At 53.1% G+C, this 25,852-nt stretch carries 22 protein-coding genes; 13 read left to right on the plus strand and 9 right to left on the minus strand.

The features are described 5' to 3' along the window. Positions 1-9: 9 nt before the first annotated feature. The gene (locus tag M1136_05255) at positions 10-2,904 is read left to right on the plus strand and encodes a glycosyltransferase family 39 protein (GenBank protein ID MCL5075044.1); all 2,895 of its coding nucleotides are present in this window, start codon (positions 10-12) and stop codon (positions 2,902-2,904) included. Between the two features lie 46 nt (positions 2,905-2,950). On the opposite strand, the gene M1136_05260 is transcribed toward M1136_05255, so the two are convergent. From M1136_05260 to lipB, 7 genes are all read right to left on the minus strand, one after another. Then, a complete protein-coding gene (locus M1136_05260; protein MCL5075045.1) occupies positions 2,951-3,751 on the minus strand; it encodes an amidohydrolase family protein in 801 nt (266 codons plus the stop codon). 28 nt (positions 3,752-3,779) lie between these two features. Next, on the minus strand, positions 3,780-6,095 hold the full coding sequence (locus tag M1136_05265) for a YfhO family protein (GenBank protein MCL5075046.1): 2,316 nt from the start codon (positions 6,093-6,095) through the stop codon (positions 3,780-3,782). 129 nt (positions 6,096-6,224) lie between these two features. After that, positions 6,225-7,823 (minus strand): cytochrome C, encoded by a 1,599-nt coding sequence (locus M1136_05270; protein ID MCL5075047.1) that lies wholly within the window; start codon positions 7,821-7,823, stop codon positions 6,225-6,227. Between the two features lie 25 nt (positions 7,824-7,848). Then, on the minus strand, positions 7,849-9,462 hold the full coding sequence (locus M1136_05275; protein MCL5075048.1) for a protein kinase: 1,614 nt from the start codon (positions 9,460-9,462) through the stop codon (positions 7,849-7,851). Then, the gene (murI, locus tag M1136_05280) at positions 9,459-10,286 is read right to left on the minus strand and encodes a glutamate racemase (GenBank protein MCL5075049.1); all 828 of its coding nucleotides are present in this window, start codon (positions 10,284-10,286) and stop codon (positions 9,459-9,461) included. Before murI ends, M1136_05275 begins: the two co-directional genes overlap by 4 nt. 14 nt (positions 10,287-10,300) lie before the next feature. Further along, complete coding sequence (locus M1136_05285) at positions 10,301-12,538, minus strand: glycosyl hydrolase family 18 protein (GenBank protein ID MCL5075050.1); 2,238 nt, start codon at positions 12,536-12,538, stop codon at positions 10,301-10,303. Between the two features lie 46 nt (positions 12,539-12,584). Then, the gene (gene lipB / locus M1136_05290; GenBank protein MCL5075051.1) at positions 12,585-13,295 is read right to left on the minus strand and encodes a lipoyl(octanoyl) transferase LipB; all 711 of its coding nucleotides are present in this window, start codon (positions 13,293-13,295) and stop codon (positions 12,585-12,587) included. A gap of 313 nt (positions 13,296-13,608) precedes the next feature. Here lipB and M1136_05295 point away from each other — a divergent pair, with 313 nt between their 5' ends. The 3 genes from M1136_05295 to M1136_05305 all read left to right on the plus strand — a co-directional run bounded on the left by M1136_05295 (position 13,609) and on the right by M1136_05305 (position 16,269). Continuing rightward, positions 13,609-14,370, plus strand: coding sequence for an AAA family ATPase (locus tag M1136_05295; GenBank protein ID MCL5075052.1), 762 nt, complete (start codon positions 13,609-13,611; stop codon positions 14,368-14,370). Then, entirely contained in the window at positions 14,363-14,671 is a 309-nt protein-coding gene (locus M1136_05300) for a hypothetical protein (protein MCL5075053.1), read from the plus strand. The genes M1136_05295 and M1136_05300 overlap by 8 nt, the downstream gene beginning before the upstream one ends. Positions 14,672-15,702: 1,031 nt before the next feature. Further along, complete coding sequence (locus M1136_05305; GenBank protein ID MCL5075054.1) at positions 15,703-16,269, plus strand: helix-turn-helix domain-containing protein; 567 nt, start codon at positions 15,703-15,705, stop codon at positions 16,267-16,269. On the opposite strand, the gene M1136_05310 is transcribed toward M1136_05305, so the two are convergent. Then, complete coding sequence (locus M1136_05310; GenBank protein ID MCL5075055.1) at positions 16,202-16,879, minus strand: XTP/dITP diphosphatase; 678 nt, start codon at positions 16,877-16,879, stop codon at positions 16,202-16,204. The genes M1136_05305 and M1136_05310 overlap by 68 nt on opposite strands. Positions 16,880-16,933: 54 nt before the next feature. Then, entirely contained in the window at positions 16,934-17,575 is a 642-nt protein-coding gene (gene lepB, locus M1136_05315; protein MCL5075056.1) for a signal peptidase I, read from the minus strand. 132 nt (positions 17,576-17,707) lie between these two features. Here lepB and M1136_05320 point away from each other — a divergent pair, with 132 nt between their 5' ends. The 9 genes from M1136_05320 to M1136_05360 all read left to right on the plus strand — a co-directional run bounded on the left by M1136_05320 (position 17,708) and on the right by M1136_05360 (position 25,579). Continuing rightward, positions 17,708-18,172 carry a hypothetical protein gene (locus M1136_05320; GenBank protein MCL5075057.1) on the plus strand — a complete coding sequence of 155 codons (465 nt, stop codon included), beginning with the start codon at positions 17,708-17,710 and terminating at the stop codon, positions 18,170-18,172. A 3-nt stretch (positions 18,173-18,175) separates the two neighbouring features. After that, positions 18,176-18,688, plus strand: coding sequence for a macro domain-containing protein (locus M1136_05325; protein MCL5075058.1), 513 nt, complete (start codon positions 18,176-18,178; stop codon positions 18,686-18,688). Between the two features lie 228 nt (positions 18,689-18,916). Continuing rightward, a complete protein-coding gene (locus M1136_05330) occupies positions 18,917-19,195 on the plus strand; it encodes a hypothetical protein (protein MCL5075059.1) in 279 nt (92 codons plus the stop codon). Between the two features lie 29 nt (positions 19,196-19,224). Further along, entirely contained in the window at positions 19,225-20,004 is a 780-nt protein-coding gene (locus tag M1136_05335) for a hypothetical protein (GenBank protein MCL5075060.1), read from the plus strand. Positions 20,005-20,046: 42 nt separating this feature from the next. Then, positions 20,047-20,667: a hypothetical protein gene (locus M1136_05340; protein MCL5075061.1), complete on the plus strand. Its 621-nt coding sequence runs from the start codon at positions 20,047-20,049 to the stop codon at positions 20,665-20,667. 14 nt (positions 20,668-20,681) lie between these two features. Continuing rightward, the gene (locus M1136_05345; GenBank protein MCL5075062.1) at positions 20,682-22,103 is read left to right on the plus strand and encodes a zinc ribbon domain-containing protein; all 1,422 of its coding nucleotides are present in this window, start codon (positions 20,682-20,684) and stop codon (positions 22,101-22,103) included. Then, positions 22,087-22,776, plus strand: a complete 690-nt coding sequence (locus tag M1136_05350) for a hypothetical protein (protein MCL5075063.1) — start codon at positions 22,087-22,089, stop codon at positions 22,774-22,776. Before M1136_05345 ends, M1136_05350 begins: the two co-directional genes overlap by 17 nt. Continuing rightward, complete coding sequence (locus tag M1136_05355) at positions 22,776-24,512, plus strand: glutamate mutase L (GenBank protein MCL5075064.1); 1,737 nt, start codon at positions 22,776-22,778, stop codon at positions 24,510-24,512. The genes M1136_05350 and M1136_05355 overlap by 1 nt, the downstream gene beginning before the upstream one ends. Then, positions 24,509-25,579 (plus strand): hypothetical protein, encoded by a 1,071-nt coding sequence (locus M1136_05360; protein ID MCL5075065.1) that lies wholly within the window; start codon positions 24,509-24,511, stop codon positions 25,577-25,579. Before M1136_05355 ends, M1136_05360 begins: the two co-directional genes overlap by 4 nt. Positions 25,580-25,852 lie beyond the last annotated feature (273 nt).

Here is a 25,852-nt window from a genome sequence, read left to right on the forward strand (position 1 = left end):
GATTAGCTGGTGAATGAGGGCATCAAAAAAGTGGAGGCCAGTAGTCAGGGCACTTCCTCCCTGGCGAAGCGCGATTGGTTGTGGCTAATTGCGCTGGTCTTCATTATTGTTTTGAGTTTTGGGCTCCATCTATATCATATCGAAGCGCAAAGCCTTTGGTGGGATGAGACACTAAGCTACCATCGCGCTCACTCAGACATCGGCTACATTCTCTCAAACAAGATTGTGATCGACAACGTTGTCACAATCGACCAGCATCCACCCCTTTATTTCCTCTTATTGCATTTCTGCCTGAAACTATTCGGTAAGAGCGAGTTCGCCATTCGCTTTCTATCGGTTATAACCACGATTCTTACCATACCAATGCTCTATACTCTCGGCCGCTCCTTATTTGACCGTTGGGTAGGATTCATGGCAGCCTTTTTGGCTGCCCTCTCACCCTACTATCTTTGGTATGGGCAAGAGGCCCGTCCCTACGCCCTGTTTGGACTTCTCAGTGCACTCTCGCTGTATCTTGTTTTCAAAGTAGTAACAAGGGACGGACCTGGTTATTATCTGAGCTATGTCATTATAGTCGTACTTATGCTCTTAACTCATTATCTCGCAGCGTTGGTCGTGCTGGCGGAGTTGTTCTACTTTATCGCCTATGCATTTCTAAAGCGGCGATGGAAGGTGCTTTGGGCCGTCACCGCCTTGGGCATTCTGGCTATTCCTTTTGTACCAACCGCTCTATATGCCATTCGGGCCTTCCTGGCCCTGCCTGGTCCAGCATTGGAAGTGAATCTCCAGGATATGCTTCGTGATCTGGCTGTCTCCTTTAGCTTTGGTATCACTGTCGATCAGTTCCAGGTCCTGCCTTACGCGGCCATCCTCGGGGTATTGATGCTGGCGGCGTTTTGGGACCTAGCTTCATCAGCCAAGCGATCGGGAGCCCTCTTGCTCCTGTTTGGCTTAATTGTGCCGATTGTTTTGCTCTATATCTTCTCCCGCTATAAAGTGGTCTATAATACACGCTATGCTGTTTTTCTATCCTCACCATACTATTTGCTGTTGAGCCTTGGTGTTGTTCGCCTTGGACGATGGAAGGCGATTTTGGCAGCTGCAACACTGGTCTACTTTCTTACGATATCAGGCTATGGGACGTACGACTACCTATTCGTACATAACAACACCAAACAGAATTTTCGGGCCGCAGTTGGGTATATAGTTGAGCATTCTCTCCCAGGTGATGCGGTGGTGTTGAACGACAGCAAGATTTACACCGCCTTCGAATACTATGATAAGGCTCATCTACCGTGGTATGGGGTTCCTCGGCAGGGTACGCAGGCCGTACCAGAGACCATCTGGCGTGATATTGAGCGGATCGGCAATCAGCATGAGCGAATCTGGCTGCTCCAGGCGATGGCTAAGAGCATTGATCCATTAGGATTGACGAAGAAGACGCTGGAAAACCACTATGCGAAGACAGATGAGCGCATCTTTACCGGGGAGAGCTATGCGATAGAGGTCTATCTCTATAACACGTCACCCTACGTCGTCCAGTCCTTGCCATCTGGCGCTAATCCCGTGGCCGTCAATTATGATAACAGGCTGAACCTGCTTGGTTATCGTCTCGATTCGATCCGCGGTGCGCCTGATCGCCTTTCTCTGATCTTATTTTGGCAGGCTAAGAGTGCTCCTCTGGCCAGCTATAGCGTCGTCAGCAGCCTGACTGATAGCGAAGGTTATGCTTGGGCGATCGCTGATGCGGAACCGTTTAATGGATTCTACCCGACCTCGCGTTGGGAGGCAGGGGAGATTGTGGCTGACAGACGAGAGATACAGATCACCCCAGGGGCACCGCCTGGGATCTATACGCTGCAGGTGGGTGTCCACCAGGTAGGCAGTGAAAGAAGGCTAGTTATCAGGGGAAATGATGGCCGACCACCGGGCGAATTTGCAGCGCTTGGGAAGCAGTACATCGGCAGCACTTTTTCTATAGCTGAGGCGAAGGCAGCTGTATTGGGACAACGCTGGCAGGCAGATTTCGGAGGCAAAATTATTTTAGCGGGTAGCGACTGGCCTGTAGGGAAGATTAAGCCGGGGGATCGCTTGAACATTCGCCTGTTTTGGCAGTCTAAACAAGGGGGGCTGGCTGATTATACAGTGAGATTGTATCTCGTATCTATGAGCGGACGGACGGAACTTGAGCAATCTACCCCAATCAGCCGTGTTTATGCCAGTACTCGTTGGCGCCCGGGAGAGATTGTGGGAGCTCACTACGCCTTGACCATCCCAGCGCAGGTTAAGAGTGGAGAGTACCACCTGCTGATCAGCCTGAGCCCGGCGACATCGCAGAGGCTCCTACCCGTGCACCAGGGATGGTGGCCATTCGCCAGGAATCGCCTCGTGCTTGGAGACATTTCTGTGAGTGACATTCCCCGTACATATACAGTCCCGCCAGGGCTATTCCTCGTCGCGGCCAGGTTGGATGATCAGGCGGAGTTGCTTGGCTATAGTGTAGACGATGGATGGCAAGTCGCTGAAGCAACGAAAGGGACTGTGCCAGAAATTAGGGCTGGCGACCCGCTGGCGAAACATCTTAAGGTCACATTGCAATGGCGCGCCTTAAGGGAGATGGATATCGGCTATACGGTCTTTCTGCAACTGCTTGATGCTCAGGGGGTGCTGGTCGCTCAAGACGATGGGCTCCCTCAGGGTGGGGCTCGCCCGACGACTGGCTGGGTAGAAGGGGAGATCGTCGCCGATACCCATGAGCTTGTAAACGCCGACTGGTTAGCCCCGGGGAAATACACGCTAATCGCCGGAATGTACGACTCCTCAACCAGCGAGCGGCTCCGCACAGCCGATGGGCACGATTACATCCTGCTGGGCGAAGTCGTCCTTCCATCTACGAAACGCTAAATCAGGATGCTTCCCGTCGAACAAAGTGGAGCTGCTGAGCGCTGATCTATGGCTTTGTTCGCAGGAGCGCGGCTACATTTTGTCCCAGAATCTTATCCTTCGCCTCCTGGGGAATCTTAGCGGCCTTAACCTTGGCCACCTCAGCGGCTGGCTCGAAGAAGGGGTAGTCTGAGCCATAGACGATGCGCCCAGCGCCAACTTTTTGGTAGGCGTATTCCAGGGCTTCGACAGAGGCGCCGGTGGTTTGAAAGGAGATCTTCGAGGCGCAAATTTGGTCGTCGTAGATGCCTCCAAGATGGGCAGCCATCACCTTAGGAGAATCATACAGCTCGATGATGTCCAGCAGCAGGTTTGGGGCTGATAGAGGCTGTTCACGGTTCAGCTCCACCTGTTTTTTCTTGGCCTCGTCTGTTGTTAACGGCTCCATAGCGGCACTGGTGACGTGGATAACCACTGGTATATCGTATTCTTTAGCTCGACGGACAATGGTCAGGGCTGAGGGGTGGTTCATCGGAAAGCCCTGGACGAGGGGATGCAGCTTGAGTCCGGCGAATTCAGGGGTGGACAGCCGATGTTCTATCTCGGAAAGGGCTGCTTCGGTGTCGAGGGGATAGACGCAGACGAAACCAGTGAATCTATCGGGGTGCTGTTTCACGACGCCAGCGACCCAGTCGTTGTTTGCTTTGACGGCAGCTGGTGTTCTGGGCAGGGACCAGATTATCGATCTTTTGATTTTAGCCTCATCCATCCTCTTCAGTAGCTCTGGTTCGGTAGCCTTGGCGAAGAATGGGGGAAGTTTTGGGATCATGTCCGGTATAATCACTGTGGCATGGGCGTCGATGATCATTATCTTGAAAACCTCCTCAGTGCTGACTTTAGGGGGTCCGCCTGGGCTGTCCCAGTGTGGTGATCAAACTTAATAGTAATAGAAAGAAGCTGGTAATGCTACTTATAATCAGACCCATCTTAAACGAGTCTGGATCGTAAACAAATAGCAATTCGTGGGAACCATGAGGTAACTCGATGGCCCGGAGCACGTAGTCGGCACGGTATATCTTTGCGGGCTGTCCATCAAGATAAGCTTTCCAGCCAGGGTAATAGGTTTCGCTCACCACTAAGATGCCGTCATCTGATGTTTTGGTCGCAATCTTCATCCGTTTGGGCGTATACTCCGTGATTATAACAGTTGCTGGCTGCTGTTGAGCAGGGGCAGCAGCCAGTTTGGGCTTTTCCTCAAGCACAGCTCCAGTGCCTGGATTGAACCCCTCAGACAATACCATAGCCAGAGCCTGCTCTGGGCTGTCAGCGACGCGTACCTGCTGAACGACATAAGCTCTCGGAAGGGCAAAAAGCATCTCGTACGTCTTTATATCACCCTCTTCAAAGACCAGCTTCACTCCCTGATCGAGTTTCGCTCTGGTCAGAATGTACTTCACATTCAAAAGTTGCCAGAGTCGCCATTCATGTGGTGAGTAGAGAAGCTGTTGCATTCGCTTTATCTGAAAGGGTGTGTCACCAGAGATGTTGGCCAAGCCAGTGAACATCCCGTAGTTTGGTGGCAGCACATGTTCGTCCTGGCCTCTCAGGCGAAAGAGGCCACTTTGATGTTCGAGAAAGGCCGTAGTGGACTTGATGGCCGCGCCAGGCACTGGCTGTGTTGGGCCGAAGTTATTTGACCAGTTGGCCGAAAATAGGTCCAATACAACCAGGGCCACGATGGCCGCACTGAACAGGGGAGCGTTTACCTTTCCCTGGAGACGTAAATAGAGAAGAGGAAAAGCGAGCAAGAGCAGGAGGGCCAAGGATTTATAGTTAGAAAGGATAGGCAGCAGGGCATTGAGTCCGAAGCTCCCAATGCTTCCCCAGTTTTGGAGTATTACTGGAAGGTAGGCAAGGAGAAGGAGGCCTAGGCTGACCAGGATCAGGCGCCGTGTATAAGATGCAGACTCGTTACTCAGGGTTCTACTGCTGCCGATGGATTGAAAACCAAAGCCAGCCAGTATGGAGCCAGTGAGGGAATACAGGAAGATAGCCCGTTCTTGATCCTGGAACATAGCGAAACCGGGGATTAAGGGGTATAAGAGGCGGTACAAGAATCCCTTATCACCCAGAGAGAGCAGGATCGAAAAGAGAAATAGTCCTATCCAGAAGAGGTGCTGCTTGCTGGGACGAGGGATGAGGAGGGCGAGGAGCAACGGCAGTATACCGATGTAAAGCGCCTTCTCGCCTCGCCAGGTGGGGAGCAAGATGCCGACCAGTGATTGCCAGTCATAACCCCAGCTGGCCACTTCGTAGGGGAGTTTATCTCTGACCGAGTGCGTCAACAGTTCCAGTGAGGGTATGAGCTGAACAGCTGCCAATCCGAAACCGATGAAAAGAAAAAGGGCGATACCCAAGAACCTTCTTCCCCATGTCCATCCGCCTACCCAACCGGAGTAAAGGATATAAAGTAGGCTGGTGTAGGTTATCAGCATAGCTGTCTGAGGATGACCACCCAGTATAGAAATACAGAAGACAATGCCGGCCGCAGTAAGGTACAAAAAATTCCCTTTATTGATACCGCGCTGAAGAAAGAGCAAGATAAGAGGTAACCAGATGACTGTGTCCAGGATGGGTAGTTGCAGGGCGGGATAAGAGGTGAGGAAGCCGCTGAAGGTAAACGTTATGGCCACTAGCAAAGCGCTGCGCCTGTCCTTAAGGAGCTCCCTGGCCAGGCCGTAGGTGAACAGGCATGCCAGGGCATAGGCGGCGATCACTCGCCATTCCAGAATGAGGAAAGAGAGTCCGTTTTGCCTGGCTATTAGGGCGGTGATGATGGTCAAAGGGTAAAGAACAGCTGTTTGGATGTCTGCCAAGAAAGGATGCCCGCTGAAGATATAAGGATTCCAGAGCGGTAGGTGTCCAGACGAGAGCTCCTTGACCGTATAAAAATGGAAAGGATAGAACTGGTTGGTGAAATCTCCAGGAACAATATATTGTCTGGCGCTGCTATCAGGAGTGATCAAGCGCCAGAAGAAGGCCAGGATGAGGGCGCCAAGCAGGGATAGGGCAGCAGCCTCCCGAAGGTATTCAGTGACATATGGGTATCTTCTGAGCCATGGCCCTAACAAATGTAGAATACTCGGATTTCGACGTTCTTTGAGGTCCGTTTCCGAGTCATCGTGTGGCTTTTTCGCGTGTTGTTTTGGCATGATACTCTATCTTAGAATGCTGCGTAAGATAGGCGGTTAGTCCCGCAGTACAGTGTTGGGCATGCTCCCGGATCGGGGGTCGGGTTGCCATATGGATTGTAGCTGAGGGTAATCCGCCGCTCGACCTTGCTACTGCTTCTGGGGGTGTCCGGAGGCCTCCTCCAGCCAGTTCCTTCCGTGGCAAATGGTATTAGCGCAGAAAGATGGTGCGTGACAGGCACCGCAGGTGGTGCGCTCCTCCTTCCCATGTTTCAGAATCCACTCTGGTGATTTGTGGGAAGGAGGCTCAGGTGGTAGGGTCTGTGGTGTCAACAGGGCAGTGGAGCTGCTTGATGCGGCCATGGGTATGGAATGACAGATATTACACTCTAGCCTTATTATCCGCCCATCGGCGCTGCGGTGCTTGCCATCATGACAGCGGAAACAGCCGGGGGAATCTACGTGTCCGATGTTATCCCAGTAGGTATCCCAGGTCACCTTCATGCTGGGGAAGACGTTCTCGCGGTATATCTGCTGAAGGGAAGTGATCGCTGTCTGAATAGCCTTTCCTTTAGCAGCATAAATATCAGGGTAAGAAGTCTTGTAATAACTATCTATCGCCCTGGCTATCCCCTCCATAGCTTGCTCGGTGGTGGAGTAAGGGGTAGTAAGGGCCTCCACTGCCTTCTTCTTGATGTAGGGAAGGCTGACGTCGATCCTTTTGGCCCCTAGCGCATCATCCACAGCCCGTCCAGGAGGATAGAAGATGTGCGTTGGGCGGTTGTGACAATCCATACAGTCCATATCCCGCTTCTCCGCCGCTTGGATCTGCTGCGGCGTCAAAGGCGATGCTGTAGACATATATTCCGTTATCTCCCCATTGGGGCTCTTTACCTGTACCCAGGGGATATTTTGTCTCTCTGGATCGGTAGCGATATAGCGAATCTCATTACGAATGTTCATGTGCCAATGGATACCCATACTTACGCCTGTTCTCTCATTGCCCCCGCCGGTCTTCACCAGAAGGAAGATCTTCTGTTCCGTATTCTTCTCATCTGAGGCGTAACGGTTGAATACCATCATCTTGTCGCTGTAAAACTTCTCCGGCCAGTGGCATTTCTCACACGTCTCACGGGCAGGTCGTAGGTCCTTGATGGGTACAGGGATAGGGTGTGGATAGGTGTTAAAAAGGGTGGCGATGATCTGGTATGTGCCGGATAGCTTCGATTTGACGAACCACGAAGCGCCAGGTCCAATGTGGCAGCTGGTACAGGGCACGCGCGCATGCGGCGAGCGCAGATAAGCTGTGTACTCAGGTTTCATAACCGTGTGACAGGTCTGTCCGCAGAAGGTCACCGAGTCCATGAACTCGGTCGATTGATAGCTCACTGTTCCCAGGAGCGCTAAGATGAAAACTGTCGCTACAGCGAAGAGGGCAAAGGTCTGCTGTTGCCGAGGGACGTTGAGATCAAGGACTGGAAATAGAGGTAGAGCTTCAGCTACACTGACGATGCCTCGTCGTCTCCGCTGCATCCTGGTCCAGAAAATGCCTAAGGGGATGAGTAGTAGGCCGATGACCAACAGTATGGGTAGAGCCAGAAAGGTGAGGATGCCTATGTATGGGGTAATGCGCACGCCAAGGAATTGAATTAGCAGTAAGAAAACGATCAAAATGAAGCTAAAGAGGGCCAGTGCGGCCCCAACGATGGTGATAAGGTTGCGAGCCGCTGGGGCGTATCGTTCACTCATTTGCTTGCCACCTCGAAATTATATCTCATTCGACAGTCTCCCTGAACTCTATCTTCGCCCAGTCGAGCATAAACCAGGGTGGGGCATCGGTGTTGGGCGAGTTTTCCAGATTCTTGATGGTCAAAATATTGCGTCCCGCCTGCAAGAACGTGTTGGGGAATTCCCAACTATGTGTTCCCCAGGGTCCCTCTGACGCTGCCGGCACCTCGTCAGGGAAAGGGTTCAGGCCCTTAAAGACCACGTTATCATTGATCAGCACAACGATCCTGGTCTTCTCTCGATCGGGTGAGTCCATGCCCCGTATGGTTAAGGTCGCCTGTCCTTTTGGCCTGTCTCGTAAATAGAAGACGGCTGACATAACAGAATAATCTGTACGGGTGCCATAAAGCCAGGTAGCTGTAGCCCCCTTGTAGGTACTCTCTCCAGGATTGCGGAAGCTACCATTGAAGCTCGTATCCTCTAACACTATCTCTGTTTGGGACGGGCTTCCCGCCGCAGGGCTAAGGATCGTGGGACGTGGACTGATGGTAACGATCGGTGGAGTGATTGCAGTTGGTGATGGAGCCGCTCCCACGGACTGGGCGGCTGTCGCTTGGGGGGTCGGTTGTGCCAGAGGTAAGCCGCCTCTTGATAACACGAGAAGTACACCGAGGCCTGCCAGCACGAACACGCTCAAAAGCAGCAGTGGTAGCAGGAAGGGGAGTATGCCGATGGACTTGCCCGTTGGTCGCTTTGCCGGGATAGCCCGGCGTTGAGCGGGGGGCTTAGATGGTGTTCCCTTCCTCCGCCAGGGTAAGGTGGACAACGGCACCGTGGCCTGCCTGGAGAGGGCCAGGTACTCCTCAAGCGCCTGCTGCATCTCGCTGGCATTGCTCCAACGCTGCTGAGGGTCCTTGGCCATAGCCTTGAGAACGATCTTTTCGAGTGCTAGGGGGATGCTGGGCACCAGACGGCGAGGCGAGAGGGGTGTCTCACGCACGTGCTTCAGGGCGATCTGTACGGCTCTTTCCCCGTCGAAGGGCAGCTGGCCGGTCAACATTTCGTATAAAATAATGCCCACGGCATAAATATCGGAGGCCAGCGTAGCCGTTTCACCCAGGGCCTGTTCGGGCGAGAGGTAATGAACGCTGCCGATGGTCATACCAGCCTCAGTGATGGCCGGTGTGCTCAGGGCTTTAGCCAAGCCAAAGTCGCCAACCTTGGCTACGCCTTCCGGCGTGAGGAGCACATTTTGAGGTTTCATATCACGGTGGACGATTCCCTTAGTGTGAGCGGCCTGGAGTCCGGCCAAAATCTGTTGGGCTATTTCCACGGCCTGGTCGGCTGGTAGCGGTGCCCTCTTAGAGAGATACTCCTTAAGGTTCTGACCCTCAACATACTGCATAACGAGGTAGTAGTGATCGTCGCTCTTACCGTAATCGTAGACCTCAACGATATGGGGATGGGAAAGCCCTGCTGCTGCCCGGGCCTCCTGGCGGAGGCGTCCGACGAACGCCGGGTCAAGGCAGTATTGCTCACGTAGCACCTTTAGAGCTACCGGCCGATCCAGGAGGATGTCCCTCGCCTTGTAGACGATGGCTGCGCCCCCTTCGCCAATCTGTTCCATGATTTCGTAGCGCTCGCCAACCAGTGCGTTCATGTCTCTATGCTCTGCTCTGGTACAATCAATCTGACTGGCTGCACTCTTTGTGGTTGCTGACCGGAGATCTTTTCGACTATGCGGCGGAAGGACAGGGGATCGCCACTAGTGAAAAACACTTCCTGTGGCGCATCGTTCGTTGTATTCAGCCATCCCTTGGACTCCAGTACACGGTAGACCTGCCTAGCCACCGCCTCGGCCGGGTCTATGATGGTTAGAGGCAAGCCATTCAGGATTTTGCCGATCGTTGGACGAAGGAAAGAGTAGTGTGTGCAGCCAAGCACCAATGTATCTATGTCATTATTGATCAATGGCTCTAAGTACATCCGGAGCAGTTGCTCAGCGCGGGCTCCATCCACTTCACCCTCTTCGACTAGTTCGACTAAACCTGGACAAGATTGCGAGAAGAGGATGACGTTGGAGGCGAACTTCTCGACGAGCTCGGCGAAGGCCGCCCCCTGGAGGGTGGCGTCGGTAGCAATGACTCCGACCCGCTTCGTCTGGGTGGTTGAGGCAGCCGGCTTGATGGCGGGGACGATCCCGACGAAGGGAAGGGCGTAGTTCACCCGCAAGTGAGCCAAGGCGACCACAGAGGCCGTATTACAAGCGACAACGATGAGTTTCGCCCCCTCTGCTACGAGAAAGGCCGTGATAACGTGCGCGAGCCTGCGGATCTCCTGGGGCGAACGGGAGCCGTAGGGGCAATGGGCCGTATCGGCGAAGTACAGGAGGTTCTCCTTAGGTAAGAGTCGCTGCATCTCCCGCATAATCGATAACCCACCTACTCCAGAGTCGAATAACCCAATAGGATGGTCATTTATCATCGCTGCCCCCCATCCTATGGTCGAATCCCAAGGGTAGCCGTTCCACCACGCCCCTCCGAGAAGTACATGGCCCGTTCGACGACGACCGGTCCAGTGGCCTGCACCTGGGTGGAAAGGGCCGCGTTGGGAACGATATCTCCTACGGGGATGGTCAGCCGGCTTGTTGGCGCCAGGGTATATTCGCGCGATATTACCCCTCCATCGCTCTTCATAAAGGTGACCTTGGCTTCGGTCGAACTCTGTCCGGGATTCATGATCAGAACGAACTCACTGAAAGGATAAGCCGTGCAACCCTCCGGCAGATACCACTCCCTGGCAGCGAGGGGCGTGCCCAACGAGCTGTGTCCACCCTGCTGCCTGGCAAAATACATCGATCGCTCGGCCACGATTGGCTGGGTGGATTCCACCTCGGTGGAAAAGGCAGCATTGAGAACAATGGTGTTGACATAAACTGTCGTGCGACTCGTTGGCCGCAGACCGATAGTTCGCCTCACGGTCGTGCCATCCTCCTTCATCCAGGTCAGGGTGGCTTCGGCCGCCATCTTATTTGGGTTCATCAAGAGGATATTAGTCTCATAGCCTGGACCGGTGTATCCCTCAGCGAAGTACCACCTGTTTGCTGTGATAGGGCTGCCGGTCGAGCCGTGTCCTCCCCCAGCGAAATACGTTGCTCTTTCGGTGATGATGGCCTGGTTCGATTCGATGAGGGTACTGAAATTCCCGGCCGGTAGGACCCAATTGGCTAGAAGGTTGAAGCGAGAATGGGGCTTCAGTTGATAAGTGCGCTCTACGATTGAACCATCTTCGCCCATAAAGGTTACCCTGGTGTCGGCTGGCTCCCCGCCGGGGTTGAACAAAAGGATCCAGGTATCATATCCCTGCCCGGCGCGACCCTCAGGCAGATACCAGCGAGTTGAGCCGCTCGTTATTCCCACCGAGGCGTGGCCATCATGTCCGAAGTACATCGCCCGTTCCACGAATATCGGTTGATCAGACTTGATCAACGTTGAGATGGCGGCGTTGGGTACTACCTCATTAGCGAAGAGACTGAAACGGGAGGTTGGCCCTAGACGATACTGCCTTTCTACGCGGGAGCCATCCTCCCGGAAGAAAGTTATGTTCACGTTAGCTGCTGTTCGATTAGGGTTCTGAATCAGCACCCAAGTATGGAAGGGTGGGGCGGTAGAGCCTTCGGCCAGATACCAGAGGCGATGCGCCAGACGCCCCTGCATAACCGTCCAGACCTGCGGGTCTTCGTGTCCCAGACGCCAGCCCCCGGCTCCAGCCAGGCCATACTTATCAACCAGATCGAGTCTAGCAGCGAGGCTGGCTGCATCCTCAAACCAAACCTCGTGCTCTTGTCCTTGCTGGAGGTAACGGTAGTGAGCAGAGCGACTCTCCTGGTCGTATTCCACACGTGCTCCCTGTTCCCTGGCGATAGCCATTGTCTCCGGATAGCGCCGCACCTGGGCTGGAGCTGTGGAGCCGGTAGTCCAATCATAGCCGTAGAAAGGAACGCCGAGCAGCAGCTTGTCGGGTGGTATCTCTGTGGCAGCGAAACGAAGACATCTTTCCACCCAGGGCAATGGGGCCACCGACCCTGGTACCTTGCTTTTAGAGGTGCGGAAGCCGTAGGCCATCAGCAGGATAAGGTCATTAGAGGGGGCTAAGGCGCGATAGTCGAAGGGGCCGGCCCAGCCGGTGGTCGTATCGCTCTCTTTGGCTGGCACGGCCATAGTCACTAGCTTGCCTACCGGGTGCAAAGTGGTGGCCAGACGGGCCATAAAGTCAGTGAGGAAGGGGCGATCGGCCGCGTCGAAGCCCTCAAAGTCGATATGGATACCATCATAACCTTGGGCCAGGAGCCTGTTCTTGATGTTGTTAATGGCCCGCTCTCTGATGGGCGCTTCGGTTAGAAGATGATGGGCTGTCTCTGCACTGTTGCTGCCAGCCAAGGTGAGTGAGGGCAGCACCTTGACGCCCTTCGATTTAATGTAGGATAGCACCGTTTCGTTTTCCCGGCTCTGAAGCTCACCTTTTGCGTCGATCTTGAGCCAATGAGGGGAAACGTAGTCGAGCTCCCCGATATAAGACTGAAGGGAGGCCCAGGAAGCGGGATCATCAGGAACGTAGTAGGCCCAAATGATGCGCCGAATCTTACTCCCATCAGCCTGGGCGACATTTGGCGGTTGAATTGGTATAGCTGCCAGGGTTAATAACAAGCAAGACAGGAGGTAAAGTGGTAACCGCACTCCTGAGCCACCTCGCTATCCGAAGGGTACTCCTATCTTAGCATATTCAAAGAGGCATTTCCAAGAGGAAATTCTTCGAATATTGAGCAGCGTCTTCGACAGGAAGGTTCACCATCTCTGCACCGAATCCCTGCCCAAAGTGTTCGGTTATATGCTCCATTACGGCCGTAAAATCTACCTTCTGGTTCCGATAAGCAGCCATCGAGGTTACAGCCTTGTCGTTGAGTCCACAAGGGACGATCAGGGCGAAGTGGTCTAAATTGGTGTTGACGTTAAGGGCGAAGCCGTGCATGGTGATACCGTGCCTGATGGCGATGCCGATGGCGGCCACCTTGGACTCACCAATCCATACGCCGGTATAGCCGGGAACCTGTCTGGCTTCGATGCCCCAATGGCTTAGGGCTCTGATTATGACGGTTTCCAAGCGGCGAAGGTATTCAAGTGGATCACAGGCGTAATCGGCCAGCCTTAGAATGGGATAGCCGACCAGCTGGCCAGGCCCGTGGTAAGTTACATCCCCACCACGATTGGTTTCACAGATGGTTATTCCTTCCCTGTCCAGGACGGATGGTGAGGCCAGTATGTTTTCCTTATGTCCACGGCGTCCAATAGTGATGACTGGGGGATGTTGGAGCAAGAGAAGGAGGTTGTCGATACGGTCGGCACGGCGTTCCTCTACCAACCTCTCTTGAAGGGCAAGGGACTGGCGATACTCGACGAGTCCCAGATTCAAGACGAGGCATCTTCTTTTGGTCATGGTCGCTTCTCCTTAATATGGGCTCAAGTATCAGCTGCCTCGTTGCTCTCAGTGAGGGCTTTCTTGAGAGAACTGCAGAACGAGCCATTTGATTCTCTGAGATCTGAGTCAATATAGCAGCCGGAGACGATATTTAGCAACTCAGTGGGCTTGACGTGGGGATGGAGCGAGATTATAATCGCACAGGCTAATAAACGTATATAATAACAAAACATTAGTGAAGGGTGGTGATAGACACAGCTGATACTCCAAGCGCCGATCCCATTCCCAGGGTCGATTGGGGAATAGTCCAAATAATATACGAGGTGAAAATGTGGGACGCGTCATAGCCGTAGCTAATCAGAAGGGGGGATCAGGGAAGACTACCACGACCAGGGCGTTAGGCTCGGCCCTGGCTGAACGTGGTCGATATGTTCTCATGGTCGACCTGGATCCGCAGGGAAGCCTCTCAGAAGGATGCGGCTTACCCTTGTACACTTTGGAGAAGACGACTTATCATCTGCTGTTAGGAACAGCTAAGATCGATGAGGTTATCGTTAGCGTGGAGCTGAATCTTGACCTGGTTCCGGCTAATATCCATCTATCAGCGGCGGAGCTGCAGTTGGTTAATATGAATAGGCGAGAGGATAAGCTCAAGAATGTCCTCAAGCCTGTACGTGATCATTATCACTACATCTTGCTGGATTGTCCACCCTCCTTTGGTCTGCTTACAGTAAATGCCCTTTCTGCGGCAGATAGCGTACTCATCCCGATGACGTGCGACTATTATACGATGCTCGGGGTTCGACTTCTCCTGGACACTGTGCGAGAGATTCAGTCCGAGGTCAATCCCAGTCTGACCATCGAGGGTATTCTGGCGACCAGATACGATGGGCGTACTCTGCATTCTCGGGAAATCCTGGAGAGGACCAAGGATGGTCTAGGTGCTCACATACGGGTATTTGGTGCTGTAGTTCGCGAGAGTGTTCGCTTTAAAGAATCACCTATCAAGGGCGAGTCGATTCTCACTTACGCCAGTTTCAGTGACGGGGCACGCGCCTACCGTCAGTTAGCGGAGGAGCTCGACAATGTCTAAACGTGCAGCTGTACCAGAGGGTAAGTCACTTTTCTTTCGTCCTCCAGAGGAACCCAAACTGCTGTCCAAGAAGAAAGAACCCACCAGGCAATCGGCCATCTTTCTGGAGGAGCAGCATTTGGATTGGCTAGACGACAAGTGTCGCGAAGCACGCCGCAATGGTGGTCGGGCTATCCGCAAAGCGGCGATCATCAGGGCCCTGTTAGATGTGGCCATACAGGCTGGAGTGGATTTGACCAGCCTGCGGCGCGAGGAAGAGCTGGTTGAGCGTATCAGGAAGGCGTTACAACAGCCGGGTTGATGCGACTTATCAGACATTCATTACAAAAGTATGTAATGACATAAATGCATGCTTACATCAGTACTACAGTACAAGCTAACATCAGTACTGCTGTACGATTGTACTATAGTTTATATAGATGATTGTCATTTCATCATTTAATGCAGCAGTACATAATAACATATGTACTGCTGTTATTATGTAACGCATATTGGGTGCTTTATACTCAGATGTTTTCGTCCCTCGGTCCTTTCTAAGTCCTCTTGTCCACTGACTACCCCACCGGTAATGGGACAAGAGGGTAATCGCGGCCAGTAGTTTGTGGTCCCCTTAGTCAGGTAAATCCCATAGCGGATTAGATGTCTCCTCCCTATTGAGGTACACTGCTCATCCTTGAGCGTACCCTCAACCGATAAGCCTCAGGTCATAGCTAATTCTGGAGAACGGTCTCTGCCGTTCCGCCGGGAGTAGTGTTAGAGCAGATTCCCCCCGACCCCTTCGTTTAGACCGAAAAATGGCAGTATACTTGTCATAACATCAAATATACATAATATTAAGGGCTTGGGAACCGCCATAAGGTCGCTATAGCGTTCTACCTGATACTTGTCATAATATTTTATCCTTGCAAAAAGAGGCTTTCTGGGGATAGGCTGATTCGAATATAAGGGAAGGCTGAGAATATCTTGGTGCAATTCCTCTATATCCGCTGGTCTGGGGTTCAGTCAAAGCCGTCCCCTTCACTTGGTGTTGAAAAACCCTGATGTGGCCATTGGGTCCATTCTGCTCTACTTCATGGATGAGTGGTCCAGCCCCACAAATAGGGCCCCAGATAGGACTATTGATTATTGAGGGGCTTGGGCATCTAGTGGGGGGGCGGGGTACCATGGCGGACAATAGCGGTTGTTTGCGAATCATTGGCGAATTGCAAAATCGCCATCGAAATGATACAATCGCTAGTAAGGCGCTACCACCCGCTATGGCGGCTTGATCCTGGGGTAGCTATAGTACTGTGCGGATATTTTGTGTTAGACTATTTATAGGGAGGGAGAGCGATGCCCGAGGAATTGGCGAAGCCGGCCCAAGTGGCTAAGAGGCTGGACCTGGCCCCCAGTACACTACGCGTTTATTCGAGTAAGTTCGCTGAGGTCCTATCGGAATCAGCCAGTAACCCTCCTCTTTCAGCAGATGGCAAAGCGGGTCATCGCCTTTACACCCCACGGGATATCACGATCCTGGCCAAGGCCAAGGACCTCCTCTCTAAGGGTATGACCTATGACCAGGTGCTGGGTGAGCTTCGCTCTATTTATGGGGCCTCACGGCGAAGTAGGTTGACAGCTGAGAGGGGAGAGGCAGAGGCTGTTGCCTTACCGGGCTACTCGACTATAGCGCATCTGGAGAGGATCTTATCTGCAACTGGTGCTGCGCTAGCTAACACCCAAAAACTAGCGGAGATCTGGCAACAGGAAGCCTTAGAGCGGAAGAGGGAGTTGGCCGAACTCCAAGAGAGAGTGGAAGCGTTTATAGAGCGTTACGAAAGTGAAATTGGGGAGATCAAGGACAGGCTGAAGCATCTGGAGGAGCAGCCGTCAAGCTTTTTTCTTCGTCTCTTTGGTCGCTAAAGGAGGTCTCGGCAGCCACGAGCAATTGTTGTAGGATCGCTCGTGCTCCCTGCGCTGCCTTGGCCCGGTGGCTAAGACGGTCCTTTTCCTCGGGTCTCAACTCGGCCATCGTCTTATTATACTCGGGCAGAAAGAACACTGGATCGTAACCAAAGCCGTACTTACCCCTGGGCTCAAAGGATATGACACCATCGCAGCGCCCCTCGCTCAAGTAGACCTCATTGGTTGGTGTAGCCACAGCTATGGCGCAGCGAAAACGAGCCGCACGCTTTTCCCAAGGGAAGTCTTGCAGCTGCTGGAGAAGGAGACGGATTCTGTCGGCATTGGTGGCTCTTGGCCCGGCGTAGCGGGCTGAGCGAACGCCAGGAGCCCCGTTCAGGGCTTCAACCTCCAACCCCGAATCATCGGCCAGAGTGAGAAGCCCACTGGCGGAGGCATATTGAGATGCCTTCAATTTAGCGTTCTCAGCGAACGTTTGGCCAGTCTCTTCGACGATCAGAGTGATCTGCTCATCTACAAGGGAGACTAACCGAAGGGGTAAACAGGCCAGTAACTGGGAATACTCGCGCACTTTAGCTGGATTCCGAGTAGCGATAAGCAGTTTGATCATTGAGGTGGTTCGTCACTTTCTGAATCGAGATGACTCGAGAAAGGAATGAAGTTGTTAGCGAGATCCATTGGCCATAAGAGAGGGACTGGGCAGTAGACCCCACTGATTCGGTGGCCAATAGCGAAGCCATGCCTTGCCGATTATATCCTCGGCAGGCACTAATCCCCAGATGTGAGAGTCACTGCTGTAATTTCGGTTGTCACCCAATACAAAATAATAGCCCGGGGGGATTTGTTGAGGTCCCCATGAGTAGTTTGGCTTGCTGGCCACATAATCTTCCTGCAATGGTTGCCCGTTTATGAACACCTTGCCTTGCCTTATTTCTACAGTATCGCCTGGAATAGCGATGACACGCTTGATGAAATCACGGCGCACATCCCTGGGGTATTTGAATACGATGATGTCTCCACGCTCAGGAGGATGAAATAAAAAGAGCGTCTTTCCATCTAGAGATTGGTCGCCAGGCAAGAGGCGCGCAAGAATGTTCCCGTTGATCTGCCAGTACATGGCTTTATTGATCATCAGGTACTGACCGTCATGGAGGGTTGGCTCCATGCTGCTGCCCTCTATCCTGAAATTCTGGATCGTGCCTCGCACCAGGGCAAAGATGAGTAGTGTCAGTAGAGCCGTCTCTAAGAATTCGATCAGCAGTGCCGCGAAAGCTGTCTTTAACAGTTTCTGGACTATTGCTATCATCACACACAGTTCCCTCGCTGTAGCCTGGTTTTATTATACTGCATTATAACGGATTCCTCCCAACGTTGCCAAAAGAGGGCCACTTGCCTTAGAATGAGCCAGAGAAACAAATCGAGCGAGGAGGAGTACACGGTGACCAACGAGGAGGAGCTGAAGTATTTTATTGATTTGAAATGGTATGATGACCATAATCGCTCTTTCAAGGCTGTTGCGCAAGCACGCTTCTGCCGGTCTTGTCGTCAGAGGGTGGGAACAGAAGTACAGGAGCGTGTCCCCACTATTGATCAGAAGACGGGGAAGGTAATCTTCGAGACAAGAAGTGCCCGCTTTGGGACAAACCCTTTCTCCGTCATTAGAAATTGCTGCGCCAAGACGAAAGGTTACATCACCACTGAGACCCCTACTCTGGAAGCGGTGTTTCGCATCTTTTTGGCCAATGGTAATCAGCCCATTGGCTTAGAGTCGTTACAGGAGCAGTTGGCTGAGTGGATCCCATTAGATAGTAAGTCACATCGCTTTTCACCTGAGACTATTAAGGATTTGATTGAACGCGATACCTATTATGGTATACGTAGGTTTAGGCTGGCTGAGGGTTAAGGCATGGCTGAAATCGTGTTGGTGCAGGGGGATATTACAGAGCTCGAGGTGGACGCCCTGGTGAATGCGGCCAACAACCATCTCTGGATGGGTGGAGGTGTGGCTGGGGCCATAAAGAAGAGGGGTGGCCGTGAGATAGAGGAGGAGGCTGTACGGAAAGGGCCCATTGAAATCGGCGAAGCGGTCGTCACTGGAGCAGGACGGCTAAAGGCGCAATATGTCATCCATGCGGCGGTGATGGGACAGGACCTGCGTACCGATGCGGAGAAGATACGCCTGGCCACACAGAACAGCCTACGAAGAGCGGAGGAGCTGCACATAAAGAATATCGCTTTTCCTGCTTTGGGTACAGGTGTCGGAGGCTTTCCCAAGGAGAAGGCCGCTCAAGTCATGTTGGAAGAGGTCCGTAAACATCTGCAGGGACCTACGGGATTGGAAAGGATCGTTTTCGCCCTATTTGGTGAAGATGCTTACCTTGTCTTCGAGCGTGAGCTGGCTAGGCTACAGTCGGCTTAGTGTGCTTTGAAGGAGAGGATTGCTTCAGCATGGGACAAGCTAGTGTTGTTGAGAGACGCCAATAGAGTAACTGGATATTTAACACTATCCCAAGGAGTTACCCGAAGATATTTTGTCGCTCGTCCTATTCCCTCTAATTCTATCCTGTGTTATACTGCGGTCATCATTGATGTGCCTACCTGATTATTAGGATGGAGCATCAACCTGTAGCCGGTCTGTAACAAGGTGATGATGGTGAATCTTAGTCCTGATCTTGAGACACAGTTGATTGAGGAACTGGCTCAAAGGGTCAAGCGGCTCGGCTTAATCACACCGGCGATTATTTTCCTGGAGAGTAACAAACCCTTCAGCTTCATCGGCAGTCAAGCCTTGCTTTTCTTTCAGCCCTTGCTCTCTTTCATTTCGGGGGATCGTCTAACGCAGTATGCAGCCCTCTTTGCGAATAGGGACAGTGTAGAGCGTCTGCTGGATCGGCTTGATGCTCTGGCCAGAGGTGACCATCAGTAATAAAGCGTTCCAAGGAGGTCACTGTTCGCATGCTTGAGCAACTGATCGTCGATTGGCATCTGGATGGTACGAAGCTCGTTGCTTTGGGTCTGTTGTTCTCTTTCTTGTTGTTCTTTTTCCTGGCCTTATCTGCCCTGCGTGGCGGGCGGTCCCCGCATTTGCGGCCGATCCGTGCTTTCGATGGCCTCGAGCGGTTGATCGAGGCGTCTTCTGAGAGCGCACAACTGATCCACTGTAGCCTTGGGACGGCCTCACTCGTCAGCCGATTCACGGCGGAGGTTCTTGCTGGTCTGACGATGCTGCGGGCGTTGGCTAAAAGGGCCGTTGCTAGCCGGTTCCCCCTAGTGGTTACTACTCTTGACCCTGTCTCGCTTGCGGCGAGTCAGGGCATCCTGGCTCGGGCGGGTTCCACCTTGGCCGAAGGGCAAGTGGGCAAAGGTGAAGAGGCCCGTTTTGTTGCTCCCGAGCCTGTCTCTTATGCTGCGGGCATAATGGGATTACTGAATAGAGAGCATCCTCTTGGTAATGTGATCGTGGGCGGGTTGGGCGATGAATATCTCTTGATGGGTGAGGTGGGGGCAAGGGAGGGCATCTATCAAGTTGTCGGTACCAGTGCCCCTCAGGTATTACCGTTTGTGGTTACTTCAGCCGACGAGTACCTGCTGGGCGAAGAGATGTTCGCCGCTGGAGCCTATGTGGAGAAGAATAGGGCCCATCTAGGTAGTTTACTGGCGCAGGATTGGACTCGCGAGCTAATCATTGGCATAATTATCGGTCTGGTGATCCTGCGAACGGCCGGACTTCTTTAAATCTGCAGGAATACCTCGGTGCTATCGGGAGAGGAGATTGCTGTGCGACAAAGCATCCCATTGGCCATAGCCATCACTGCTGGTGCAGTCGTCAGCGCCGATTATTTTGTGACGAATACCTATCTCAACGTGATTAGCGATCTTCTCGTCGGCTGGGTCACCATTATTGCAGCTGTCGCTTTGCTGTTGGGGTTGTTGAACGTGAGCCGTGTCCATATCTCGGCCATTGTAGAAAGGAAAGGTAATCGCTTTTATAGTTTATGTCTGTTGTTAACAGCGGTGGTCATCATCGTGTTTGGTGTTTGGCCTGGCTCGCGCGGTCCAAATGATCCAGTCGTCGTCTGGATTTTTGATTATATCTATACCCCACTAAATGCGACTATCTTCTCCTTGCTGGCCTTTTTTGTCGCCTCAGCGGCCTATCGGGCGTTACGAGCCCACACTTTCGAGGCAACCTTACTTCTGTTGACCGCTGTCATCATACTTCTGGGGCAGATCCCGTTGGCCTCAACGGCTTGGCCGGAGATTTCCCACCTGAAAGATTGGTTAGTAGCCTATCCCATGACGGCAGGAATGAGAGGCATTATCTTGGGAGCATCACTGGGGATCATCGCCACGACTGTACGTGCATTGGTTGGCCTGGATCGACACTACTTAGAGTAAGACTTCCCCTGATTATGGAGGATAAGTTGATCTTTTGTCCCAACTGTGGCACAGCAAATAGAGATGGAAGCAATTTCTGCAATGAATGCGGTCAGAACCTCAGGGAAGTAGTGCAGTGCTCCACATGTGGTTCGGGCAACATCGCCACTTATCATTACTGTGTCAGCTGTGGGGCTCAACTTGTGCCCGCAAATATCTTAGATGCTCGCTTAACTCCAGAGTCAGTGGAGCCACCTGAGTCCGAGGTCCCGAAAGATTTGTGGACAGTTATGGAAGAAGAGCAGCAGACCCCCATCCAGGCTGCTCCATTGGATACTCCTACTCCAGATGAAACGGGAAGGCAAGCAACGGTTGCTCAGCCGGAAGAGGCGTTAAAAACCTCTCAGCCGTCGGGGTATGAGGTGGGAGTGACGCCTCCTCTCGGCTCGGTGAATCGAGAGGGACTGACCCTAGCTCGGTCGTTAGCCACAGAGTCGACTGGGGTAACTGCTCCAGTGCCAGAGGACACCTTTTCAGATCCGGGCGCTACTTTCCTGAGTGTATTGGCTGCTCGATCATCAGGGCCGACGCCTATTGTGGCCAAAGGGCGAGGTTTGCGGATAAACACGGCGCGTCTTATAAACCTTGGTTTGCTTGTGGCAGTCATCCTTCCTCTTTTCTTGATGTCTCCTACGACGGTACCGACTGTAGCAGCTTCTACCAGACAATTCTTTGACTCGATCGAATCCTTGTCCTCCGGATCGGTTGTAGTTGTAGCCTATGAGTGGGATGCGGCGACACTTGGGGAGATGGCTCCTCTAGCTAGGGAAGTTACGCGCCATCTCTTTCAGAGGAGGCTGAGGGTGATAGCCGTAAGCTCGGTGCCTCAAGGGCCGGCTTTTGCGCAGCGCTACTTAACCGAGATGGCCACAGCATATGATGCCCGATATGGTGTAGATTACCTAAACTTAGGATACCTTCCGGGTTATGAGTCGGCGCTAGCGCTGATGGCGACAGATTTTGCTCAGGCCCTGCCTTACGATTATGCCCTCGATGGGCCCTCTAAAGAGTACGCTTTGCTCGAAGAACGCAAGGGGCTGCGAGATGCCGACCTGATCATCGTCTTATCTGGTGATGAAGCCCATCTAATCCGCTGGTTACAGCAAGTTGGGGCCAGGTATCCGCTAAAGATAGCTGGAGCCACCTCAGCGGCGGCAGGACCGGCGCTAGCTCCCTACATTCAAGCGAAAAGCCCGCAGCTGGTAGGGTTAGTCAGTGGGGTGAGGGGAGCAGCCGAATATGCTAGCCTCCTGGGTTCCCATCTGAACTATCAGGTACCAACCATCAGGGCCCAGTCGTTGGCTATCGCCTTTCTTGTCCTGCTCATTCTTGCGGGGAACGTCGTCTATCTCTTGTCTAAGATAAGAGGAGGTGGGTCTGATGGAAGATTGGCTTAGCCTCTTAGCTCCTTATTCAGGGATGTTGAGCATAACTGTAGCGGCTTTATTAACATTGTTGGTATTCACTTATCTATGGCGAGATAACGCTGCTTATCGGGTAGCGGAGCATGTATTCGTAGGGGCAAGTATAGGCTATGTTACCGTTGTAATCTATCATCAGGTCCTCTTGCCCAGAGTTATCCAACCATTTAGCGAAGGACGACCGATAGACTGGTCCACGGTAAGCGTACCAGCCATTCTGGGGTTGCTGTTCCTAACAAAGCTGTACCGTCCTATCGGTTGGATGGGTAATTTCCCTCTAGCCATCGTCGTTGGTGTTGGGTCAGCGCTGATTCTGTGCGGCACTTTAGCCGGCACGCTAGTACCCCAGATCGGAGCAGCCGCCGTATCTCTCGAGATCGGTGATTTGGCGAGCCCGGCGGCCTGGCAGCAGTTGGCCGGCAATACGGTAATGTTCATCGGTGTGGTCGGTGGCCTCTGCTATTTCTATTTTACAGCTGGGGATAAGGGCGTGGGGGTGCGAGCCCTGCGAATCAGTGGCACGGTAGGCAAGTGGATTATAATGATCTCCTTTGGGGCTCTCTTCGCCAGCTTAGCTGTGGCGCGTGTCTCCCTTCTTATTGGTCGCTTAAATTTTTTGCTGGGTGATTGGCTAGGATTGATTAGGTGATGACGGGATCCATCTTGTTGGGTGACCTCGGAAGTACAACGACCAAACTATCTCTTCTGGATTTGGTTGAAGGACGACATCGTTTCATCGCCAGAGGAGAGGTGCCAACCACCCTTCATTCGCCCATAGAGGATGTAAGCTGCGGCATCCGCGCGGCAGCATCTGAAATCGAAGCGATCAGTGGACGTAAATTATTCGATACAAATGGACTTATCACACCTGAGCGGGAAGATGGTAGTGGGGTAGACCTCTTCCTTTGTATGGCCAGTGTGAGAGGTCCACTAAGGCTGGTTGTGGTTGGAACAGCGGCAAGATTGTCTACAGAGAGTGCCCTGCGCGCCGCAAGTGGCGTGGATGCCCTAGTTTTGGGGAGGATCTCACTCGATGAGATCAAACCTCAAGATAAACGCGTCATGCAGATTATCCATGATTGCCGCCCGGATGCTCTGTTGATCGCCGGGGGTACGGAAGGGGGAGCAAAGGGCGAATTGATCGCCTTGGCTCAGCTATTGGCCTCAGATGAAAGATGTTCTGTGTGGCGACAACCATCGATCGTCTTCGCAGGCAATTCCGACATAGCACCGTGGATGGAAAGAATCTTGGGTGAGCGGTATGATTTACGTCATGTAGCGAATCTGCGGCCGACATTGACCGAGGAGAACCTTGAACCAGCTCGCAGCGAGCTGCGCCGTATCTGGCAGGAACGCCTTCTATCCGATATTCCCGGCTACGCCACTCTCCAATCTTGGTTAAGTATTCCCCCCGTCTCCATCTGGGAAGCCTTCGCAAGCGCGCTGCGCTTTCTATCTGTCCATTATGGTGTCAATGTTTTAGGGGTTGATATCGGAGGGAATAACACCAGTATCATATCAGTAACAAAGGAGGGGACTACCTCTCGTCTCCGTGTTGGCTTGGGTACCGGCCGTGGCGCTACGGCCTTACTTGAGTTCATCCCTGATGTGGCTCGTTGGTTGCCCCTTGAGGGTGCGGAGGACGTCGTTTACGATGCTATCTGGAACAAGTGGGGGCGGCCATGGACGATTCCAGAGACACGGCTGGCCGTGCAGGTAGAGGGGGCGCTGGCCAGAGAAGTGGTACGGCAGGTGGCTCAGGCAACCGTCGCTGGACAGCAATCCCAACCCTGCCTCATAGTTGGGCGAGGTGCTGTACTGTCCAATGCTCCTTCCCCAGGCTTTGCCGCGCTTTTGTTGCTCGATGCCTTGATGCCAGCTGGCAGCAGTGAACTGGCTATAGACCATTTGGGCCTCCTCCCCCAATTGGGTGTATTGGCCGGATGTGAACCGAGGGTCGCTGGGCAGGCACTGTTGGGAGATGGGCTACTACGATTGGGAACATGCATCTCCCCTGTAGGGGATGGGCGTATAGGAAGCCGTGCCTTGACGGTAAAGGTAACTTATTCTGATAGGAAAGATTGGAAGACAGACATCCCTTTTGGACGTCTTATCTGCTTGCCGCTGGAGGGGGCTCGAGAGGCGCGTGTGATTGTTGAGCCGGCACGGGGGCTCGATGTGGGTCAGGGGAAAGACCGCAAGGCGCGCTTTATGGTCGGGGGCGGGGCATTAAGGCTGATCATTGATGCCAGAGGCAGACCTTTCTCCTTAGCGTGCTCTGATACGGAGAGAACGGCTAAGATTCAGGAGTGGGCCGAGGCAATGTCAGTCTATGGATCGAGTGAAAGTATCAGTTATTGCTCTAGATCAGGGGTTGTAGGTTGAATCAGCCACTTCCAGAACGAAGGGTAGCCTCTAAGGCTTCGATTCGAATCGTGAAGCGTTTACCAATCGATGGAGAGGTATTGGTCTCGGTCGGCGATTGGCTGCAGCCGAATCATATCCTGGCCAGGGCGAGGCTACCGGAGGAGTCGGTGACCGTTCCGGTGGGGCGACTCCTGGGAATGAGGGGCGGTGACCTGAAACGTTATCTCCTGAAACAGGTGGGGGACACTGTAAGGGAGGGGGAGCCCCTGGCCATGCGAAAATTGTTTCCCGGCTTCGGAAAGCGCCTTTGTTATGCCCCTGTAGAGGGCATCGTCGTCCGCCTTGCCGACTCTGGTGAAGTAGTCATTCAGCCATCTCCCCGGGAGATCGAAATTAGGACCTACGTTGGGGGTAGAGTGGTAAACACATTATCAGGGCGGGGAGCGGTCATTGAGGTGACGGCGGCTTATGTTCAGGGGATGGCCGGATATGGGAAGGATGTTTATGGCCCTATCAAGATCGCTGTCGGTGGCCCTGATGAGGCGATAGAGGTCGCTGCTATCGATGATTCCTGCCACGCTATAGTAATTGGTGGCACCATCGGCGTAGAGGTCATCAGCCGCGCCGCTGAGGTTGGTGTAGCGGGCATCGTTGTTGGGGGTCTTAGCGGCCGTACGTACCGATGGTTAGTGGAGAACGCCCAGCCGTTAACCGTCATTGTAACAGAGGGTTTTGGGTGCAGGCAAATGTCTGCACTGAGCTTCAACCTATTTCGCTCTTACGAGGGCCGGATGGCTACCCTATCGGCTGGTGTGCAGGGCGAACTGGCTGCTTGTCTCCCTGAGGTGATCATACCGCTATTAGACAGTAAGGAGGCGGAAGTGCTCACCTCGCTATCTTTAGAGCCCGGTCGTACAGTGTGCCTAACGGATGGAGCCAGATTAGGGATGGTTGGACGGATCACCACTCTGTTGGAGAGGCCTGTCCGCATCGAGAGCGGGATTGTAGCCAAGTTAGTAGAGGTGGAATTGGAAGATGGCCACAAAGCCTATGTGGCGTGGAGGAACATCGAGCTGCTGGCCTAAGAGGCAAGATGGTGCTTCAAGATCGGCGATGAAGTATGCTGTGGTTCCTGGTATCAATTAACTGGCCCATCAGTTAGGTGACAGTCACACCCGTTATATGGATTAGTGTCCCACAATTCGCAGTTAGCGAGGCTCTCATAAAGAGGATAGGCTTATTGTAACACACTGCCTTGCGGCTGATCCCTCCCGCCGCCTTTGCCTTCCTCAATAGAGATAGGGCAGGGGATGAGACCGAGCCTCTTTTGCTTCTATTCTATCATCCCTCTTACGCTG

Source organism: Chloroflexota bacterium (assembly GCA_023475225.1).
GTDB lineage: Bacteria > Chloroflexota > UBA6077 > FW602-bin22 > JAMCVK01 > JAMCVK01.

What these genes read in the sequence shown, in the direction of transcription:
- lepB (MCL5075056.1), bottom strand. Translation starts at nt 17,575, where the DNA reads ATGATAGCAATAGTCCAGAAACTGTTAAAGACAGCTTTCGCGGCACTG.
- lipB (MCL5075051.1), bottom strand. Translation starts at nt 13,295, where the DNA reads ATGACCAAAAGAAGATGCCTCGTCTTGAATCTGGGACTCGTCGAGTAT.
- M1136_05300 (MCL5075053.1), top strand. Translation starts at nt 14,363, where the DNA reads ATGTCTAAACGTGCAGCTGTACCAGAGGGTAAGTCACTTTTCTTTCGT.
- murI (MCL5075049.1), bottom strand. Translation starts at nt 10,286, where the DNA reads ATGATAAATGACCATCCTATTGGGTTATTCGACTCTGGAGTAGGTGGG.
- M1136_05275 (MCL5075048.1), bottom strand. Translation starts at nt 9,462, where the DNA reads ATGAACGCACTGGTTGGCGAGCGCTACGAAATCATGGAACAGATTGGC.
- M1136_05330 (MCL5075059.1), top strand. Translation starts at nt 18,917, where the DNA reads ATGATGGTGAATCTTAGTCCTGATCTTGAGACACAGTTGATTGAGGAA.
- M1136_05345 (MCL5075062.1), top strand. Translation starts at nt 20,682, where the DNA reads ATGGAGGATAAGTTGATCTTTTGTCCCAACTGTGGCACAGCAAATAGA.
- M1136_05325 (MCL5075058.1), top strand. Translation starts at nt 18,176, where the DNA reads ATGGCTGAAATCGTGTTGGTGCAGGGGGATATTACAGAGCTCGAGGTG.
- M1136_05260 (MCL5075045.1), bottom strand. Translation starts at nt 3,751, where the DNA reads ATGATCATCGACGCCCATGCCACAGTGATTATACCGGACATGATCCCA.
- M1136_05310 (MCL5075055.1), bottom strand. Translation starts at nt 16,879, where the DNA reads ATGATCAAACTGCTTATCGCTACTCGGAATCCAGCTAAAGTGCGCGAG.
- M1136_05350 (MCL5075063.1), top strand. Translation starts at nt 22,087, where the DNA reads ATGGAAGATTGGCTTAGCCTCTTAGCTCCTTATTCAGGGATGTTGAGC.
- M1136_05270 (MCL5075047.1), bottom strand. Translation starts at nt 7,823, where the DNA reads ATGAGTGAACGATACGCCCCAGCGGCTCGCAACCTTATCACCATCGTT.
- M1136_05355 (MCL5075064.1), top strand. Translation starts at nt 22,776, where the DNA reads ATGACGGGATCCATCTTGTTGGGTGACCTCGGAAGTACAACGACCAAA.
- M1136_05305 (MCL5075054.1), top strand. Translation starts at nt 15,703, where the DNA reads ATGCCCGAGGAATTGGCGAAGCCGGCCCAAGTGGCTAAGAGGCTGGAC.
- M1136_05335 (MCL5075060.1), top strand. Translation starts at nt 19,225, where the DNA reads ATGCTTGAGCAACTGATCGTCGATTGGCATCTGGATGGTACGAAGCTC.
- M1136_05265 (MCL5075046.1), bottom strand. Translation starts at nt 6,095, where the DNA reads ATGCCAAAACAACACGCGAAAAAGCCACACGATGACTCGGAAACGGAC.